The sequence below is a fragment of the Nocardioides sp. N13(2025) genome (assembly GCF_051912545.1).
GTDB lineage: Bacteria > Actinomycetota > Actinomycetes > Propionibacteriales > Nocardioidaceae > Nocardioides.
The window spans coordinates 3,736,744-3,752,306 of sequence record NZ_CP196809.1; the positions used below are offsets into that span (position 1 = coordinate 3,736,744).

The 15,563-nt window shown below is 72.1% G+C and carries 15 protein-coding genes and 1 tRNA gene; 8 read left to right on the forward strand and 8 right to left on the reverse strand.

Annotation, left to right across the window (positions count from 1 at the left end):
* Positions 1–32 precede the first annotated feature (32 nt).
* Both ACS3YM_RS18115 and ACS3YM_RS18120 read right to left on the reverse strand, forming a co-directional pair.
* Positions 33–2,534 (reverse strand): MMPL family transporter, encoded by a 2,502-nt coding sequence (locus tag ACS3YM_RS18115; protein WP_439937833.1) that lies wholly within the window; start codon positions 2,532–2,534, stop codon positions 33–35.
* 40 nt (positions 2,535–2,574) lie between these two features.
* Positions 2,575–3,234: a TetR/AcrR family transcriptional regulator gene (locus ACS3YM_RS18120; protein ID WP_439937834.1), complete on the reverse strand. Its 660-nt coding sequence runs from the start codon at positions 3,232–3,234 to the stop codon at positions 2,575–2,577.
* A 164-nt stretch (positions 3,235–3,398) separates the two neighbouring features.
* Here ACS3YM_RS18120 and ACS3YM_RS18125 point away from each other — a divergent pair, with 164 nt between their 5' ends.
* Positions 3,399–3,866, forward strand: a complete 468-nt coding sequence (locus ACS3YM_RS18125; protein WP_439937835.1) for an aminoacyl-tRNA deacylase — start codon at positions 3,399–3,401, stop codon at positions 3,864–3,866.
* 56 nt (positions 3,867–3,922) lie between these two features.
* Here ACS3YM_RS18125 and ACS3YM_RS18130 read toward each other — a convergent pair.
* Positions 3,923–4,012 (reverse strand) — tRNA-Ser (locus tag ACS3YM_RS18130).
* A gap of 210 nt (positions 4,013–4,222) precedes the next feature.
* Here ACS3YM_RS18130 and ACS3YM_RS18135 point away from each other — a divergent pair.
* Genes ACS3YM_RS18135 through ACS3YM_RS18145 form a run of 3 tightly spaced genes read left to right on the forward strand, consistent with a single transcriptional unit; the run spans position 4,223 to position 8,912 of the window.
* The gene (locus ACS3YM_RS18135; protein WP_439937836.1) at positions 4,223–6,094 is read left to right on the forward strand and encodes a lysophospholipid acyltransferase; all 1,872 of its coding nucleotides are present in this window, start codon (positions 4,223–4,225) and stop codon (positions 6,092–6,094) included.
* Complete coding sequence (locus ACS3YM_RS18140; protein ID WP_439937838.1) at positions 6,091–7,524, forward strand: HAD-IB family hydrolase; 1,434 nt, start codon at positions 6,091–6,093, stop codon at positions 7,522–7,524. The genes ACS3YM_RS18135 and ACS3YM_RS18140 overlap by 4 nt, the downstream gene beginning before the upstream one ends.
* Positions 7,521–8,912 carry a wax ester/triacylglycerol synthase domain-containing protein gene (locus ACS3YM_RS18145; RefSeq protein ID WP_439937839.1) on the forward strand — a complete coding sequence of 464 codons (1,392 nt, stop codon included), beginning with the start codon at positions 7,521–7,523 and terminating at the stop codon, positions 8,910–8,912. The genes ACS3YM_RS18140 and ACS3YM_RS18145 overlap by 4 nt, the downstream gene beginning before the upstream one ends.
* Before the next feature lie 12 nt (positions 8,913–8,924).
* On the opposite strand, the gene ACS3YM_RS18150 is transcribed toward ACS3YM_RS18145, so the two are convergent.
* The gene (locus ACS3YM_RS18150; RefSeq protein WP_439937840.1) at positions 8,925–9,221 is read right to left on the reverse strand and encodes a hypothetical protein; all 297 of its coding nucleotides are present in this window, start codon (positions 9,219–9,221) and stop codon (positions 8,925–8,927) included.
* On the opposite strand from ACS3YM_RS18150, the gene ACS3YM_RS18155 reads away from it, so the two are divergent.
* The 3 genes from ACS3YM_RS18155 to ACS3YM_RS18165 all read left to right on the forward strand — a co-directional run bounded on the left by ACS3YM_RS18155 (position 9,208) and on the right by ACS3YM_RS18165 (position 12,394).
* Positions 9,208–10,416 carry a GAF domain-containing protein gene (locus ACS3YM_RS18155; protein WP_439937841.1) on the forward strand — a complete coding sequence of 403 codons (1,209 nt, stop codon included), beginning with the start codon at positions 9,208–9,210 and terminating at the stop codon, positions 10,414–10,416. The genes ACS3YM_RS18150 and ACS3YM_RS18155 overlap by 14 nt on opposite strands.
* A gap of 74 nt (positions 10,417–10,490) precedes the next feature.
* Positions 10,491–12,014, forward strand: a complete 1,524-nt coding sequence (gene exaC, locus ACS3YM_RS18160; protein ID WP_439937842.1) for an acetaldehyde dehydrogenase ExaC — start codon at positions 10,491–10,493, stop codon at positions 12,012–12,014.
* Positions 12,014–12,394: a DUF779 domain-containing protein gene (locus tag ACS3YM_RS18165; protein WP_439937843.1), complete on the forward strand. Its 381-nt coding sequence runs from the start codon at positions 12,014–12,016 to the stop codon at positions 12,392–12,394. Before exaC ends, ACS3YM_RS18165 begins: the two co-directional genes overlap by 1 nt.
* On the opposite strand, the gene ACS3YM_RS18170 is transcribed toward ACS3YM_RS18165, so the two are convergent.
* From ACS3YM_RS18170 to ACS3YM_RS18180, 3 genes are read right to left on the reverse strand one after another with little or no spacing between them, the layout of a single operon-like run.
* On the reverse strand, positions 12,373–12,849 hold the full coding sequence (locus tag ACS3YM_RS18170) for a GNAT family N-acetyltransferase (protein ID WP_439937844.1): 477 nt from the start codon (positions 12,847–12,849) through the stop codon (positions 12,373–12,375). The two genes, ACS3YM_RS18165 and ACS3YM_RS18170, sit on opposite strands and share 22 nt — an antisense overlap.
* A complete protein-coding gene (locus ACS3YM_RS18175; protein WP_439937845.1) occupies positions 12,846–13,310 on the reverse strand; it encodes a nucleoside deaminase in 465 nt (154 codons plus the stop codon). Before ACS3YM_RS18175 ends, ACS3YM_RS18170 begins: the two co-directional genes overlap by 4 nt.
* Positions 13,307–13,792 carry a tRNA adenosine deaminase-associated protein gene (locus ACS3YM_RS18180; RefSeq protein WP_439937846.1) on the reverse strand — a complete coding sequence of 162 codons (486 nt, stop codon included), beginning with the start codon at positions 13,790–13,792 and terminating at the stop codon, positions 13,307–13,309. The genes ACS3YM_RS18175 and ACS3YM_RS18180 overlap by 4 nt, the downstream gene beginning before the upstream one ends.
* A gap of 112 nt (positions 13,793–13,904) precedes the next feature.
* On the opposite strand from ACS3YM_RS18180, the gene upp reads away from it, so the two are divergent.
* Positions 13,905–14,546 (forward strand): uracil phosphoribosyltransferase, encoded by a 642-nt coding sequence (gene upp / locus ACS3YM_RS18185; protein ID WP_439937847.1) that lies wholly within the window; start codon positions 13,905–13,907, stop codon positions 14,544–14,546.
* Between the two features lie 62 nt (positions 14,547–14,608).
* Here the strand turns inward: upp and ACS3YM_RS18190 are convergent, their stop codons facing one another.
* The gene (locus ACS3YM_RS18190) at positions 14,609–15,520 is read right to left on the reverse strand and encodes a hypothetical protein (RefSeq protein ID WP_439937848.1); all 912 of its coding nucleotides are present in this window, start codon (positions 15,518–15,520) and stop codon (positions 14,609–14,611) included.
* Between the last annotated feature and the right edge of the window lie 43 nt (positions 15,521–15,563).

Consider the following 15,563-nt stretch of genomic DNA (forward strand, 5'->3'; position numbering starts at 1 on the left):
GGTCAGCCAGGTGCGTACGGGACGGGATTCGCTCACGGCACCATCTTCGCAGGCGGTGCGTGGTGCACCGGGTGGCTCCGTTCGAGGCGGGCGCCCTCGACGTCGACGTCGGGCAGGATCCGGTCGAGCCAGCGCGGCAGCCACCAGGCCTTCTCGCCCAGCAGGTGCATCGCGGCCGGGATGATCAGCATCCGCACCACGAACGCGTCGAGCAGCACGCCGAAGGCGAGCCCGAAGCCGATCGGCTTGATCGTGGCGTCGTGGGAGAACACGAAGCCCGCGAAGACCGAGATCATGATGATCGCGGCGGCCGTCACCACGGCCCGCCCGGCGTGCAGGCCGTGCTGCACCGCGACCCGCGCCGGGGCGCCGTGGGCGTACGACTCCCGCATCCCCGAGACGAGGAACAGCTGGTAGTCCATCGCCAGGCCGAACAGGATCCCGGTCGCGATGATCGGCAGGAAGCTCAGGACCGGCCCGGGAGCGTGGACGCCGAAGAGGTCGGCGAGGAAGCCGATCTGGAAGATCGCGGTGATCCCGCCGAAGGCCGCGAGCAGCGACAGCACGAAGCCGAGCGTCGCCGTCAGCGGCACCAGGATCGAGCGGAAGACCACGACCAGGATGAGCAGCGAGAGCCCGACGACGAGCACGAGGTAGAGCGGGAGCACGTCGGCGAGCTTGTCGGAGATGTCGATCCCGGCGCTGGCGTTGCCGGCCACGCCGAGGGTCGCCTCGCCGCCGGAGGCCGTCTGCGGGGTCAGCGTCCGGAGGTTCTGGACCAGCTCGGCGGTGGACTCGCTCGACGGCGATCCCTTCGGGACGACCTGGAAGGCGAGGGCGGATCGGTCTCGCGAGGCGCCGATCGGCACGACCGCCTCGACGTTCCAGACCCGGCCGAGCTGCTCGCCGATGGCGGCCTGCTCGGCGACGACGTCATCCTGGGCGACCGCCCCGGGCAGGTCGGCGACGACCAGCAGCGGGCCGTTGGAACCGTCGCCGAGCTTCTCCGCCTGGACGTCGTACGCCTTGAAGGCGGCGGACTCCGGCGGCTGGGTCGAGCCGTCGGGCAGGCCGAGGCGCATCTGGGTCGCCGGCGCGGCCACCACGAGCAGGGCGACGACGCCCAGTCCGAGGGCGGTCCACGCGCGGGAGCTGCGCATCGGGCGGTCGCGGTCGGTGATCGCGGCGTCGTCGTCGGCGACGGCACCGGCGGCGAGGGCCGCGCGCTCGCGCCGGCGCAGGATCCGCATGCCGACGAGCGAGAGCACCGCAGGCGTGAGGGTGACGGCCATCAGGATCGCGACCAGGACCGCGACGGCGCCGACGGTGCCCATCAGGCCGAGGAAGCCGACTCCGGTGACGTTGAGCGCGAGCAGCGCGACGATGACGGTCACGCCGGCGAAGACGACGGCGTTGCCGGAGGTGCCGTTGGCCAGTCCGATCGACTCGTGGAGGTCGGCGCCCTGATTCAGCTGGCGGCGGTGGCGGTTGATGATGAAGAGCGAGTAGTCGATGCCGACGGCGAGGCCGAGCATGACGCCGAGCACCGGGGTGACGGACACGAAGTCGACCAGTCCGGAGAAGGACAGTGACGCGAGCGACGCGACGCCCACGCCCAGCAGGGCGGTCAGGAGCGGGAGCGCGGCGCCGATCAGGGTGCCGAGCATGACGGTGAGCACGATCGCGGCGATGACGACGCCGGCGATCTCGCCCGGGCCGAGCACGGACGGGACGGTCTGGGCGATGTCCTGCGAGGGGTAGGCCTCCACGCCGTCGATGTCGGCGCCGGCGACCAGCTCCTCGATCTCGGTCTTCACCTGGGCGTCGACCTCGTTGATCGCCACCGTGAAGACGACGTTGGCCACGGCGGCGGAGCCGTCCTCGGAGACCGCGCGATAGCCCGAGGACAGGTCGGACAGCGTCGCGCCGTGCTCGAGCTGCGGCGCCTGCTCGTCGACCTTCGCCTGCTGTTGGTCCAGCTCGGTCTGCCCCTCGTCCAGCTGCTGTACGGCAGCGTCGAGCTGGTCGCGCACGGCGGCGAGCGTCCCGGCCTTGCGCGCCTGCGCACGCTGCTGGGCCACGGCATCGCGACCGAAGTCGATCTGTGCCTGCGCGTCCCGGAGCTTCCGCAAGCCGTCCTCGAGCTGCCGCTGGCCGTCGGCGACCTTCCTCGCCGAGGCGTCGAGCCGCTCCTGGGTGGCGAACGGGTCGGTCACGTGGCTGACGTCCTCGACCTCGGCGACCCGGTCGAGGAGTGCGGTGACCTCGCTGCGCTGGGCGGAGGTGAGCGCCTGTCCGTCCGTCGTCTCGACCACGATCGCGCCGTTGCCGCCGCCGGTGCCCTCGAAGTCCTCCTCCAGCTGCTGGGAGACCCGGGTGGTGGGGGTGTCGGGGAGCGTGATCGACGAGGACAGCGCGCCGGCGAACGACACGTACGTCACCGCCGAGACGGCCAGGACCGCGAGCCAGGCGCCGATGACGGTCCAGTGGCGGCGGGCCGCGAAGCGACCGATGCGGAAGAGGAGCTCAGCCATGTCGGGTGACGGGCCTTTCGTGTTCGGGGTCGTGGGGTGCTCAGCCGGCGTGGCCGACGCGGAGCCGGTGCAGGAGCCGGTCGAGGAGCCGGCCCCAGTCGGCGCGGGCGTCGGGCGTCACGTCGGGGGTGAGCTCGGGGTGCTGCTCGAGCCAGTGCCGGGCGAGGGTCGCGAGGCCGCTGGTGAGCAGGGCGAGGCTGAGCTCGAGGTCGAGCGGGTCGAGGCTGCGCGCCTGCGACAGCAGCCGCTCGCGCAGCCGGCCGACGACGTGCTCGAGCGCGGTGCGCGAGATGGCGTCGGTCCGCTCGTCGGGGTCGGTCGGCGCGCCCAGCGCGTGGTGGATGGTCGCGATCGCGGTGGGCAGGTCGACCTCGCGGGTCGCCTCACCGACGGCGTCGAGCGCGGCCCGGCTGCCGTCGTCCCCGGCGGGCAGGTCGGCGGTGCGTCGCTCGACCCCCTCGACGAGGGCGTTGGTGACCTCGTCGAGGATCTGCTCGCACACGGCGACCAGGAGCTGGTCGAGCCCGGCGAAGTGGTTGAAGACGGTGCGCCGTGAGACGCCGGCCAGCGTGGCCACCCGGTCGACGGTGAAGCCGGCGGCCCCGTGCTGGGTGGTCAGGGTGCGGGCCGCGTCGACAATGGCGGCCCGCCGCTGCTCGCGCAGCGTGCTCCGGCCGTCCGGCCGTGGTGTCTCGGTCACTCGACCAGTGTTGCACTCAGTGCAAATAACCCCCGCATCCCGGAGCTGGTGCGATCACCGGGTACCCGGTGATCGGCGTGGTTCCTGCCCGTTGCAACGGTCGAGAAGCGCAGCGAAGGGACTGTCGGATGCCGGCCGCACGCTGTCGCCGTACGCTCGTCGACGTGGACGACGACACCCCCGCGCTCCGTGCGCTGGCCGCCTCGGGCATCGAGCACGATGTCACCCGGCACGGTCGGGTCGGCTCGCTCGCCGAGGCCGCGGCCGTACGAGGGGTGGAGCCGTCGGCGGTCGTGAAGACGATGGTCGTGCGCCGCGGCGAGGGCGACCACCTCTTCGTGCTCGTTCCCGGGGACCGCGAGATCTCGTGGCCCAAGCTGCGCGCACTCCTCGGCGTCAACCGGATCTCCATGCCGGACGCCGACGCCGCCCGCGCGGTGACCGGCTACGAGCGAGGCACGATCACGCCCTTCGGCTCGGCCGTCGCCCTGCCGGTGATCGCCGACGAGCGCATGGCCGGTCGGACGATCTCGATCGGGGCCGGTGCCCACGGCGTCGCCGCGACCCTGTCGGCCGACGACGTCGTACGCCACTTCGACGCCCAGGTAGCGGACGTCACCGACCCGGCCTGAGACCGGCAGCAGGACGACGATCGGGCCGGTCCGCAGTGCGGACCGGCCCGATCGGCTGGCGGTGGCGGTGGGATTTGAACCCACGGTGGGTTTGACCCCACACATCATTTCGAGTGATGCACCTTCGGCCGCTCGGACACGCCACCGGCGCGAACCTTACCGGAGGGTGAGCGCGAGTCGAAAAACGGCGTCTCGTCCACGAACTGGGCCTGCGCCGTGGCCAGCAGGAGCGCCTGACCGGTAACTTCGGCGCACACCTGTGCTCGCGCCCCGCGCGAGCGGGAAAGGAGCGGTGCTGACTCGTGCCAGCCGTCCGACGCGCCCGTGACCTCGCGAGATCCGCACTGCCCAGGAGGGTGGGGGACCGGCTGCCGGCCGCGCCGCCGCAGGAGGTCACCGAGCTGCTGCACGACAAGCGCTTCCAGCGCGCCGTCGCCGAGGCGGCCGACGAGCAGGGCCGGCCGGAGGAGGAGGTCTGGGAGGAGGTCAAGGGCTACCTCCACGAGATGGCCGCCGCGCACGACGACCGTGCCTCGCAGGGCTGGGCGCGGTTGGGCGAGTGGTTCCTCCGGGCCTACGACGTGCTCGTCGACGAGGACGACATGCAGGCGCTCAAGCGGCTCGACCGCTCGCACAGCCTCGCGCTCGCGTTCAGCCACCGCTCGTACCTCGACGGCATGGTCATCCCCAACGTCCTGATGGCGCGGCGCTTCTCGCCGACCTACACGTTCGGCGGGGCCAACCTCAACCTGCCGGTGATCGGGTCCTTCGCGAGCCGCACCGGGCTCATCTTCATCCGCAGGGCGACGCAGGAGATCCCCGTCTACCGGCTCGCGCTGCGCTCCTACATCCGCCAGATGGTCACCAACAAGCGAAACCTGGCCTGGTCGATCGAGGGCGGCCGCACGCGCACCGGAAAGCTGCGCCCGCCCGTGCACGGCATCCTCAAGTACCTCACCGACGCGGTGGAGCGCCATGACGAGGACGACGAGGCGCCCGACGTGCAGGTCGTCCCGGTCTCGGTCGTCTACGACCAGCTCCACGAGGTCTCGCTGATGACCCAGGAGGCCCGGGGGGCCAGCAAGACGCCCGAGGACTGGCGCTGGCTGGTGCGCTTCGCCCGCCTCCAGCGCAACCGGCTGGGCCGGGCCTACCTCACCGTCGGCGAGCCCTTCTCGCTCCGCGAGCGGATGGAGGCACTCGCCGCGGAGGGGGTGACCGGGCACCAGGCGGTCGAGCGGGTCGCGCTCGACATCTCCCACCGGCTCAACCGCGCCACCCCGGTGACGGTGACCGCGATCGTCTCCCTCGCCCTGCTCGGCGCCGACCGGGCGCTGACCGTCGACGAGGTGCTCGAGACCGTCGAGCCGCTGGCCGCCTACATCGACGCCCGGCAGTGGCCCGTCGCCGGAGCCGCCGACCTCCGGGACCGCTCGACCATCCGTCGCGCGCTCGCCGAGCTGGCCCGCAGCGGCGTGCTCACGGCGTACGACGGGGGCACCGAGCCGGTCTGGAAGATCGGGGACGACCAGCACCTGGTCGCCGCGTTCTACCGCAACACGGTCATCCACATCCTCGTCGAGCGCGCGATCGGCGAGCTCGCGCTGCTGACCGTCAGCGAGCTCGAGCCCGACGCCGAGCTGCCGCCGGGCGGTGCGCTGCAGGTGGGTTGGGAGGAGGCGAAGCGGATGCGCGACCTCCTCAAGTTCGAGTTCTTCTTCCCGGGTCGCGCCGGCTTCGAGGACGACCTGCGCACCGAGCTGCGCCTCCTGGTCGGTGAGGGGGTCACCGACCTGACACCCGGTCGCGCCCGCGAGCTGCTGGTGAGCGCGCGACCGCACCTCTCGCACCTCGTCCTGCGCCCCTTCCTCGACGCTTACCTCGTGGTGGCCGACCGCCTCGCCGACCACGGCGACAGCGCCGTGGAGGAGGACGCCCTGCTCGCCGACGCGCTGGCCGTCGGCCGGCAGTGGGCGCTGCAGCGCCGCGTCGCGAGCGCGGAGTCGATCTCGCTCGAGCTCTTCCGCACCGCGATCGCGCTGGCCCGCCACAAGGGCCTGCTCGAGGCCGGCGACGGCGTGGGCACGGCACGCGAGGCGTTCGCCGCCGAGCTGCGCGACTCGGTGCGCCGGGTCAACATCGTCGGCGAGATCGCCGGCGAGCCGGTCCAGGTCGTGGTGCCCGAGCCGGAATCGCAGCCGGAGTCGCCGTCGCAGGAGAGCAGGTGAGCGGGCTCTCGACAGCGGTCCAGGACGCGATCGCCGCCATCGAGGCCGGCCCGCATGGCCCGTCGGTCGGCGCGTTCTTCGACCTCGACGGCACCCTGGTCGCGGGCTACACCGCCGCCACCTTCTACGGCGACCGGCTCAAGGGGCGTGACGTGTCGCCAGCCGAGTTCCTCCGCACGGTCGTGACCGCGGTCGACGGCGAGCTGGGCGGCGACCCGACCCGCATCGCCCACGTCGCCTTCTCCGCGATGCGCGGTGAGTCAGAGGAGGCCTTCGCCGACCTCGGCGAGCGGCTCTTCCGCTCCAAGATCGCGGGCACCATCCGGCGCGAGTCGCGCGCGCTCGTGCAGGCCCACCAGCGTGCCGGGCACACGGTCGCGGTCGCCTCGGCGGCCACGAAGTACCAGATCGCGCCGGTCGCCAGGGACCTCGGCGTCGAGCACCTGGTCTGCACCCAGCTCGTGGTCGAGGACGGGCAGTTCACCGGCGCCACCGATGGCCCGATGCTGTGGGGCCGGCACAAGGCCGGCGGCGTACGCGCGTTCGCCCGCGAGCACGCGGTCGACCTGGCGGAGTCCTACGCCTACGGCAACGGCTACGAGGACGTCGCCTTCCTCTCCTCCGTCGGACACCCCACCGCCCTCAACCCGCACCGCGACCTCCGCGCGGCTGCCGCTCGCCTGGACTGGCCGGTCCTGGACCTCTCCGACCCGGTCGGGGGCTCGCTCCTCGCGGCCGGGCGCACGGTGGCCGCCCTGGCGGGGATGAACGCCGGCGTCGCGGCGGGGATGGCCTACGGCGTCGCGCGCGGCAACCTCCGCGAGGGCCGCAACACCGCCGTCAAGCTCGCCACCTCGGTGCCGATGGCCCTGGCCGGCGTCTCGATGGACGTGCTCCACCGCGAGCGCCTCTGGACGCACCGGCCGGCGATCTTCGTCGCCAACCACCAGAGCTCGCTCGACATCCCGGTCCTGGGCAACCTGCTGGAGCGCGACTTCACCATCGTGGCGAAGAAGGAGGCGCGCTGGGACCCGCGCGCCGTCGTGGGGTCGGTCGTCATCGACCCCGCCTGGATCGACCGCTCCGACTCCGAGTCCGCCCGCGCCACCCTCGACGGCGTCGTCGAGCGGATCCGCAGCGGCACCTCGCTGATGATCTTCCCGGAGGGCACGCGGTCCGCGACGCCGGTGCTCGGGCCGTTCCGCAAGGGCGCCTTCCACCTCGCCGCACAGGCCGGCGTGCCCGTCGTACCCGTGGTGCTGCGCAACACCGGCGAGCTGATGCGGCGCAACTCCCTGGTGCTCAACCCCGGCGTCGTCGACGTCTGCGTGCTCGAGCCGGAGACCGACTGGAGCACCGACGACATGAGCGAGCGGATCGCCGCGCTGCACACCAAGTTCGAGCAGACCCTGGCGAGGTGGCCCGCATGAATGACGACTTCGAGCGCTGGGGCGGCGCGGCGGCATGGTCGAGCTCAGCTGAATTGACCTCAATGCAGACGCTGCTGTGGCGCGCGGAGCGGCACCCCGTCCAGTCGTCCACGTCGACCGTGGTCATCGACCTCGACCGGGCGCCGGACTGGAAGCGATTCGTCGCCGCGACCGAGTGGGGCACCGGGCTCGTACGCCGCCTGCGCCAGCGCGTCGTCGAGCCGGTGGTCCCGACCGCCGCACCCACGTGGGCCGACGATCCCACCTTCGACCTCGACTACCACCTGCGTCGCGAGCAGGTCGCGAGCCGGGAGGAGATGCTCGCCCGGGCCGCACAGCTGGCGCTGCACCCCTTCGACCGCTCGCGGCCGCTGTGGGAGGGAGTGCTCTTCGAGGTGGAGGGAGCGGGGGCGGCCTACGTCCTCAAGATCCACCACGCGCTGGCCGACCCGCTCGGCACGGTGCAGCTGCTGTCCATGCTCCAGTCGGGCAAGCGAGCGCACACCGCCCGCAAGCCGGTGGGCGACGAGACGGCGGCCACCACCACCCCGGACCCGGTCGAGCTCGCGGTCACCGGGGTGCGCACCGACGTCGCGACACTGCCCGAGGTGGCGCTCTCCGCCGCGCGCACCCTCGGCCACGCCGCGACGCGGCCGCAGGCGGTGGTCTCCTCGACCCTGCGCTACGGCGCCTCGGTCCGCCGCCTCCTGACCCGGGCGGCGCACCCCTCGCCGGAGCTGTCGCCACGCACCGGCAGGCGATGGACCTTCCTCACCCTCGACGCGCCGCTCGAGCCGCTGCGCACGATCGCCCGGCAGGGCGGCGGCACCCTCGACGACGCCGCGGTCGCGCTGGTGCTCGGCGGGCTGCGCCGCTACCACGCGCGACGCGGCAGCGACCTGCGCGAGATCCCGGTCGGCGTACGCGTCTCGCTCGACCGCGCCGACGACCTCGGCAACCGCTTCGCCGGCGCGCTCATCTCCGGACCGCTCGCGATCGAGGACCCGGTCGACCGCGTCGCGGCCGTGCGCGGCGAGGTGCTGTCGCTGCACACCGAGCGTGCGCTCGAGGTGCTCGACGCCGCCGCTCCGGTGATGAACCGGATGCCGTCCTTCGTGGGTGCCTCCGCGCTGCGCGCCGCCGCCGCGCCCGACGCCTCCGTGCTCACGCTCCCCGGCCCGCCGCGCAAGCGCTACATGGCCGGCGCGGAGGTGCAGGGGATGTACGTCCTCGGGCCGCTGCCGGGCGCCGCGCTCACCGTCGTCCTCACCACGTGCGGCGACACCGCCTGCATCGGCGTCAACATCGACGCGAGCGCCGTGGCCGACCTCCCCGGGCTCGAGGAGTGCCTCGTCGAGGGCGTGGAGGAGATGGTGTCGACGGGATGAGCCCGCCTCACCTCACGGCAGGGTGACGAAGTCCGCCAGGAACGCCCGCGCGGACGCAGTGTCGAGGCGGTAGACCACGTTGGTCGAGCGGCACACGGCGTCACCGGTGATCGTGGTCGCCGCGACGATGTCGGTGGTCCCGAGGAAGTTCGGGCCGCCGGAGTCGCCGTAGCAGGCCCGCCGTTGCCGGTGCTGGCGTTCATCGAGATCCGGAGCCAGGTGTTGTTGATCGCGTTCAGGCGTGACAGGCTCCTGACCAACCCTTGGCCAACGAGACGCGTGGTCCCCTACGCGCGTGACGACACTCACCACCGAGAGCATGCGCGCGCAGGTGGCCGATTCCTGGCACCTGTCCGCGGCCGCGGGGGTCGACGCCGAGACGGCGCAGGCGCCGATCACCCTCGAGGCGAGCGACCTGCGCGACCACCGCGAGGCCCACCCGCTGGCCCGGGTCTTCCCGCTGCTGGACGACGTGCTCGGCCAGGCCGCCCGCGAGTGCGGGGCGATCATGGCCGTGAGCGACGCGTCCGGACAGCTGCTGTGGGTGTGCGGCACGCCGTCGATGCTGCGCAAGGCGGAGCGGATCGGCTTCGTCGAGGGCTCCAACTGGGACGAGCGGATGGCTGGCACCAACGCTCCCGGCATGGCGCTCAGGCTCGGTCAGTCCGTGCTGGTGCGCGGCTCCGAGCACTTCCGCCGCTCGGTGCAGCAGTGGAGCTGCGCGGCCACCCCGATCCTGGACCCGGCGTCCTCCACCCTGCTCGGCGTCCTGGACGTGACCGGCGGCGACGACATCGCGGTCCCGCAGACGACTGCCATGGTCCGGGCCGCGGCGCGAATGGCGGAGGCCGAGCTGGCGCGCGAGCTGCTGAGCGGCGGTCCGCAGCAGCTCGCCGGCGCAGCGGGCCTCCAGGTCGGGATCGAGCTGCTCGGCCGGCACGAGGCGCTGGTGTCCGTCTCCACACCTGGCCGGAGGGGTACGCCGATCCGGCTCACGCCACGCCACAGCGAGATCGTGCTGCTGCTCGGCACGGCCTCGCACGGCCTGTCGGGTGACGAGCTCGCCGTCCTGCTCTACGAGGACGACGGTGCCTCCTCCACGCTTCGCGCCGAGCTCAACCGGCTGCGGCACCTGCTCGGCGACGAGCTGCTGCTCTCGCGCCCCTACCGCCTGGCCACCACGATCGCCGGCGACTGGCTGGCCGTCGAGGCGCAGCTCGCGGCGGGCGACCTGCGCGCGGCGCTGCGGGGCTACCGCGGTCCGGTCCTGCCGCGCTCGACGGCGCCCGGCGTCGTACGCCTGCGCGAGCGGCTGCACCACTCGCTGCGCGCCGCGCTGCTGGCCAGCCGCGAGGCGGACCTGATGTCGGCCTGGGCCCGCACCGCCTGGGGTGCCGACGACTACGAGGTGTGGCTGGCCCAGCGCGACGTCATCGCGCCGGCCTCGCCGATGCGTGCCCTGGTGGAGGGACAGATCGCGCGGCTGGACCGCGAGCTGGCCTGACTCCTGCAACGTCGATGCAACGTGGCCGTTCCTAGCGTGACGCTCATCACTTCACTTCACGCTGGGAGCACGCCATGACCGTCTACGCACAGCCCGGATCCGCGGACTCGACCATCGAGGTCAAGAACCGCTACGGCCACTACATCGGCGGCGAGTGGGTCGACCCGATCAAGGGCGTCTGGTTCGAGGACATCTCGCCCGTCAACGGCAGGCCCTTCACCGAGGTCGGCCGTGGCACGGCCGAGGACATCGAGGCGGCGATCGACGCGGCCTGGAACGCCGCCGACGCGTGGGGGCGTACGTCCACCACCGAGCGGTCCAACATCCTGCTCAAGATCGCCGACCGCATGGAGCAGCACCTCGAGGACCTCGCGGTCATCGAGACCTGGGACAACGGCAAGGCCGTGCGCGAGACGCTGAACGCCGACATGCCGCTGGCAATCGACCACTTCCGCTACTTCGCGGGCGCGCTACGTGGGCAGGAGGGCGGCATCTCGGAGATCGACGAGCACACGATCGCCTACCACTTCCACGAGCCGCTCGGGGTCGTCGGCCAGATCATCCCGTGGAACTTCCCGATCCTGATGGCGGTGTGGAAGCTCGCCCCGGCGCTGGCCGCCGGCAACGCCGTCGTGCTCAAGCCGGCCGAGCAGACGCCGTGGTCGATCCTCAAGCTCGTCGAGCTGATCGGCGACCTGCTGCCCGCGGGCGTGCTCAACGTCGTCAACGGCTTCGGCGTCGAGGCCGGCAAGCCGCTGGCCAGCAACCGCCGGATCCGCAAGATCGCCTTCACCGGCGAGACCACGACCGGTCGGCTGATCATGCAGTACGCCAGCGAGAACATCATCCCGGTGACGCTGGAGCTCGGTGGCAAGAGCCCCAACATCTTCTTCGACGACGTCGCGGCCGAGAAGGACGCCTTCTACGACAAGGCTCTCGAGGGCTTCACGATGTTCGCGCTCAACCAGGGCGAGGTCTGCACGTGCCCGTCGCGGGCGCTCGTGCAGCGCTCGATCTACAGCGACTTCGTCCCCGACGCGATCGCGCGGGTGGAGGCGATCACGCAGGGCAACCCGCTCGACGTCGCCACGATGATGGGCGCCCAGGCCTCCAACGACCAGCTGGAGAAGATCCTGTCCTACCTCGAGATCGGGAAGGCCGAGGGCGCGAAGGTGCTCACCGGTGGCGAGCGCAACGTGCTCGAGGGCGACCTCGCGGAGGGCTACTACGTGCAGCCGACAGTCTTCGAGGGTGACAACTCGATGCGGATCTTCCAGGAGGAGATCTTCGGCCCGGTCGTCTCGCTGACCAGCTTCGACGACGAGGCCGACGCGCTGAAGATCGCCAACGACACCCTGTACGGCCTCGGCGCGGGGCTCTGGACGCGTGACGGATCGCGCATGTTCCGCGCCGGCAAGGCGATCGAGGCGGGTCGCGTCTGGACCAACTGCTACCACGCCTACCCCGCACACGCGGCCTTCGGCGGCTACAAGCAGTCTGGCATCGGCCGCGAGAACCACAAGATGATGCTCGACCACTACCAGCAGACCAAGAACCTGCTCGTCTCCTACAGCCCGGACAAGCTCGGCTTCTTCTGATGTCCCGAGTCTCTGTCTCCGGTGGGGCGGCGGACCTGGTCCGCCGCCTCACCGGGCTCCACGGCCCGGTGATGTTCCACCAGTCCGGCGGCTGCTGCGACGGGTCGGCCCCGATGTGCTTCCCCGACGGCGAGTTCCGCCTCGGCGGGTCCGACGTGCACCTCGGCGACATCGACGTCGGCCTGGAGCGACCGGTCCCGGTGTGGATGTCGGCCGCGCAGTTCGCGTACTGGAGGCACACCCACCTCACCATCGACGTCGTGCCGGGCCGCGGCGCCGGCTTCTCGCTCGAGGCGCCGGAGGGCGTGCGTTTCTTGATCCGCTCGCGGCTGATGACCGACTCGGAGTACGCCGAGGATCAGTCGGTCGGGCCGACGTAGCAGAGCATCCGGTAGTCGACGCCGGACTCGATGTTGACGAAGCCGTGCCGCTCGTAGAACCGCCGGGTGTCGGCGTCGACCTCGTCGACGTTGATGTGCATCTCCGGCGAGCCGAGCTCGCGCACGAGGCGGCGCGAGAGGTCGAGGACCTGGGTGCCGATGCCCTGCGACCGGAGGCGGGGTACGACGTAGAGCTCCTCGAGCTGGGAGACCGGGCCGTCGAACCAGATGGCCGGGCGCAGGCTCACCAGGGCGAACCCCGCCGGGCTCCGCCGATCACCGGTGTCGTCCTCCGCGAGGACCGCGACGATCTCGGGCAGGCCCAGCAGCCGGGCGAAGCGGGCCGCGAGGACCTCCGCGTCGTCGGTCTCGGTCTCGAACTCCGTGTTGAAGTCCCACAGCAGCCGGCCGAGCACCTCGGCATCGGCCGGCGTGGCGCGGCGGACGTCGCTCACCCGACCTCCGGCGAGCGGTGGTGGGCGAAGAACTCCTCGAGCAGGGCGGTGGACTCCGCCGCCAGCACGCCGGCCACGACCTCGGGGCGGTGGTTGAGCCGACGGTCGCGGACCACGTCCCACAGCGAGCCCACGGCGCCCAGCTTGTCGTCGTACGCCCCGAAGACGAGGCGGTCGACCCGCGCGAGGACGAGCGCCCCGGCACACATGGTGCAGGGCTCGAGCGTCACCACGAGCGTGCAGCCGGTGAGCCGCCACTCGCCGCGGACCTTTGCGGCGGCGCGCAGGGCCACCACCTCCGCGTGGCCCGTCGGGTCGCCGTCGGACTCGCGGGTGTTGCGCCCCGTGCCGATGACGGCGCCGGTCTCGTCGAGGACGACGGCGCCGACGGGCACGTCGTCACCGGCCAGCGCGGCCTGCGCCTCGGCGAGGGCCAGGCGCATCGGGGTCTCCCACGTCATGCTGAGGTGAGGCCCACGGCGTCGTCGAAGAGCTTGCCGAAGCCCAGCCGGCGCGCGATCTCGGAGAGCATCTCGTCAGGGTAGAGCTCGACGTCGTCGAGCAGCGCACCCATGTCGATCGCGTGCAGGCCCAGGTCGCCGAGCAGGTCGAGGTCGCCGGCGGGCACCTCCACGTCGTCGTCCTCCGGGGCCGGCAGGCCGAGGAACTCGATGGCCGACTGGGCCAGCTCCCACTCGTCGGCAGCGGTCACGTCGGAGAGCAGCACGCGGGTCGTCGACCCGTCCACGCGGACCAGGACGAAGAAGTCCTCGTCGACCGCGACGATCCCGACGGCGCCCGCCTCACCGGAGACGTGGCGCAGGGCGTGGCTCAGCGACTCGATCGAGTCGAAGGCCGGCGGCGCGATGTCCTGGAGGTGCCAGGTGCCGTCCTCGAGGTAGGCGGCGAGCGCGTAGTCGACCTCACCGTTCTGCTCAGACATCGGACCGACCTCCCCACCGGCTGCGGACTACCCAATGTCGCAGACATCCCGGGGCCCGCCAAGGGCCTTTCGGACTCGTTCGCGGTCAGGACGGCCCACTAGGGTGACCCCCATGCGCCTGCACGTGGTGAACCACCCCCTCGTCTCCCACAAGCTCACCGTCCTCCGCGACCAGGACACCGACTCACCGACCTTCCGTCGGCTGACCGACGAGCTGGTCACCCTCCTCGCCTACGAGGCGACCCGCGAGGTGCGTGTCGCGCCGATGGAGATCACCACGCCGGTCAGCCCGACGACCGGTGTCTACCTCGCGCAGCCCAAGCCCATGGTCGTGCCCATCCTCCGCGCCGGGCTCGGCATGCTCGACGGGATGATGCGCCTCCTGCCGACCGCCGAGGTCGGCTTCCTCGGCATGGTCCGCAACGAGGAGACGCTCGAGGCGTCGACCTACGCCGAGCGCCTGCCCGAGGACCTCTCCGGGCGCCAGTGCTACGTCCTCGACCCGATGCTCGCGACCGGCGGCACCCTCGCCGCGGCGATCCGCTTCCTCACCGACCGCGGCGCCGACGACATCACCGCCATCTGCCTCCTGGCCGCGCCCGAGGGCGTCGACAACCTCGAGAAGGCGCTCGGCGACCTCGACGTCCCGGTCGCCGTCGTGACCGCCGCGCTCGACGAGAAGCTCAACGACAAGGGCTACATCGTGCCCGGCCTCGGCGACGCGGGCGACCGGTTGTACGGCGTCGCGCACTGACCCTCCCTCCCGTCATCCGGGTCGAGTGCGCTCGCGGTAGTAGTCCCCGCAGGGGTGCGCACTCAACCCAGGGTGGGTACGCCGAGGGCGATGAGGTCCTGCATGACCTCCCACGGCTCGTGCCTGATCTCCCAGGCCGAGCACTGGACGACGACCCGCGTCGCGGTGGTCAGCTGGCGATTGCGACGCCGGTCGAGCGTGGCCTGCATCGGGTCGTCGTGCCACCCGCCGTCGACCTCGAGCACCAGCAGCCGTCCGTCGGGAAGCAGCCACTCGGCGTCCGTGTAGCGGCGGCGGCCCCGGTTGTCGGTCCTGGTGCGCTGTGACCTGGGCGGCTGCACCCCGAAGGTGCGGCAGGCGTCGCGGAGGTCGACCTCGGCCATTGAATGTGCGCCGTCGGACACGTCTCCCAGCAGGACGCGCAGGTCTCGGGAGCGACGGAGCGGCGTCAGCCGGTCGAGCCAGGCCACGAGGGCCTCGGCGGTCGTGAGTCGCTGCTGGACGGTCGCAGCGACTGCGCCCAGCGCCGTACGCAGGTGTGGCTCGTGCGCCGCGAACATCAGCACGGCGGGTTCGAGGCGGCAGGCCGGCAGCTCCCCCGACCCCAGGAGCACCTTGTAGGGCCGACGGGTCCGGAAGAAGCGGTAGCCGGGGAGCGGCTCGAAGCTCATCGGGTTGCTCACCAGGATCGTGATCTCGTCACGCTCCCACCGCTTGAGCCCGCGGTGCCCCGCTGCACTGAGAGCGCCCACCATCGCACTCGGACCTCCGTGCAGCACGCCCAGCCACAAGGCCTGCTCCCGGGAGAGTGGTCCGGTAGTGGTGCTGACGACCTCGCCGGACCGTGCCGCCCAGCGACCGACGCGGAGATGGTTGCGGATCTCCCCGCGCGGGACGCCGAGCTCGCGAAGCTGGCGGTGGCTGAGCAAGCCCACCTGCGCGTCGGCGAGGTCCCGCCACAGTGCTTCCCCCATCCGGGCAGTGTCGCCGCGGCGGGTCCATGCCCGCTCGAGTCAT

Bases quoted from the DNA above. Each gene is read 5' to 3' on its own strand.
- ACS3YM_RS18115 (WP_439937833.1), bottom strand. From the start codon at position 2,534: ATGGCTGAGCTCCTCTTCCGCATCGGTCGCTTCGCGGCCCGCCGCCAC.
- ACS3YM_RS18145 (WP_439937839.1), top strand. From the start codon at position 7,521: ATGAATGACGACTTCGAGCGCTGGGGCGGCGCGGCGGCATGGTCGAGC.
- exaC (WP_439937842.1), top strand. From the start codon at position 10,491: ATGACCGTCTACGCACAGCCCGGATCCGCGGACTCGACCATCGAGGTC.
- ACS3YM_RS18165 (WP_439937843.1), top strand. From the start codon at position 12,014: ATGTCCCGAGTCTCTGTCTCCGGTGGGGCGGCGGACCTGGTCCGCCGC.
- ACS3YM_RS18175 (WP_439937845.1), bottom strand. From the start codon at position 13,310: ATGACGTGGGAGACCCCGATGCGCCTGGCCCTCGCCGAGGCGCAGGCC.
- ACS3YM_RS18180 (WP_439937846.1), bottom strand. From the start codon at position 13,792: ATGTCTGAGCAGAACGGTGAGGTCGACTACGCGCTCGCCGCCTACCTC.
- upp (WP_439937847.1), top strand. From the start codon at position 13,905: ATGCGCCTGCACGTGGTGAACCACCCCCTCGTCTCCCACAAGCTCACC.
- ACS3YM_RS18190 (WP_439937848.1), bottom strand. From the start codon at position 15,520: ATGGGGGAAGCACTGTGGCGGGACCTCGCCGACGCGCAGGTGGGCTTG.